The organism is Providencia sp. PROV129 (assembly GCF_028482245.1).
In the GTDB taxonomy this organism is placed as follows: Bacteria; Pseudomonadota; Gammaproteobacteria; order Enterobacterales; family Enterobacteriaceae; genus Providencia; species Providencia vermicola.
The window spans coordinates 1-1395 of sequence record NZ_JAMPQD010000060.1; the positions used below are offsets into that span (position 1 = coordinate 1).

The 1395-nt window shown below is 41.3% G+C and carries 3 protein-coding genes; 1 reads left to right on the forward strand and 2 read right to left on the reverse strand.

Annotated features, from left to right (window positions below):
• Positions 1–142: SymE family type I addiction module toxin (locus PSF27_RS20785; RefSeq protein WP_272682195.1), on the forward strand; the 142-nt coding region annotated here is incomplete at its 5' end.
• Between the two features lie 42 nt (positions 143–184).
• Here the strand turns inward: PSF27_RS20785 and PSF27_RS20790 are convergent.
• On the reverse strand, positions 185–571 hold the full coding sequence (locus tag PSF27_RS20790) for a DUF6896 domain-containing protein (RefSeq protein ID WP_272682193.1): 387 nt from the start codon (positions 569–571) through the stop codon (positions 185–187).
• A gap of 1 nt (position 572) precedes the next feature.
• Positions 573–1395: ParB/RepB/Spo0J family partition protein (locus PSF27_RS20795; RefSeq protein ID WP_272682194.1), on the reverse strand; the 823-nt coding region annotated here is incomplete at its 5' end.

Genomic DNA, 1395 nt, shown 5'->3' on the forward strand with positions numbered 1-1395 from the left:
CAACCGAGGTAAACCCAACCCTAGCCCACAACTCACCTTAAGCGGTAAGTGGTTGATGGAGTTGGGGTTTGAGGTAGGAAGTCACTATACCCTCACTCGCCAAGCCGGACAGTTGATTATCCGGCTGGCTGAGGGGGAGTAAAATGGCTAAGGAGATCCCAGTGTGGGGCTGGGTTCTTATATACTAGCTTGTAAATGTATAAAATTTATCAGAAATAAGTAATAAACCTGACCTAACCATATCATCTAATAGACTTTTTAATTCGGCATCATTGTCTAATTGAAAATACTGACTCAAACGCCATAAATCAAATATTTCGGGTTCGGTAATATTGCAATGAATATCTACTACTTTTGCACTGGGTGAATCACCTTGATAAAATTTGATTCCTTTTCCATGTTTTGAAAAATTCCAAACATTATCATCAACTCGGATCGTTCCATGTTTAGGGAAATCCAATAGAAATTGATAATCCTTTACGTTAGGGTACTGTTCCATAAACGATGTGACTAATTTCTTTTGGGTAACAACAAAATTTCTCAATGTTGCATCACTTATCGGGATTAGCATGCTATCTCCTAGCTCTTGCTTCTGCTGCTTCGCGTAACAATTGATCGCCTTGCTCTTTCGTTACTGTATTAATTCTAACAGGAATATCTTTAATACCAGCCTTTCTTGCAGCTTCAGCTCGATGGTGACCGTCAATAATAATCATTTTTCCATTAACAATAGCAACATCAATTGGTTCATCCTTGTTGAAACCATTCGCCTTCATATCTTTCACTAAGCGTTTAACTTGCGAGCCTGACATTTCGGTACTGTCTTGCCTTCCAATTAAAGTATTAGGTGCAACGTTTTTATACTGTTGCTGATTTGGCTGGCTAGTTTGTGGATCTTTGTTTGTATTATTTTTTCCTCCTTTACCACTTCCAATACCCGCGCCGATCCCTGCCGCCGCCATCGCTAAATCACGTTCTTTTGTGGTTTCCGCTGAACCACCTAACTGTTCAGCACGATAAATTGCTAAATTGCGAGAACCTTCTAGGTTCGGAAGTGTGCCTCTAATTTCTGCCCACTCCTTCTGTTCAGCGTCAGTGAGGGCTCCAATACCACCATTATTATGAGCTTTATCTTGTAGCTCTTTCGCTCGCTCTGAGTAGATTTTTTGCCACTCTTTCAGCTCTTTCGCGACAGCAACACATTGGTCTGGACTACTACAGTTATTGATTTGCTCTTGAACCTTATCGTATTCTTTTCGATAAGTGTCTCTAACCTCAGCACGGCAACTACTATCACCGTTGCATTTCGCAAACTCTTCACTCCTGGCTTTCGTCTTTTCAGGGCTTAAATGGTTATTCTCAACCGTGGTCTTCCCTGCCTCTGCGGCATTTGTC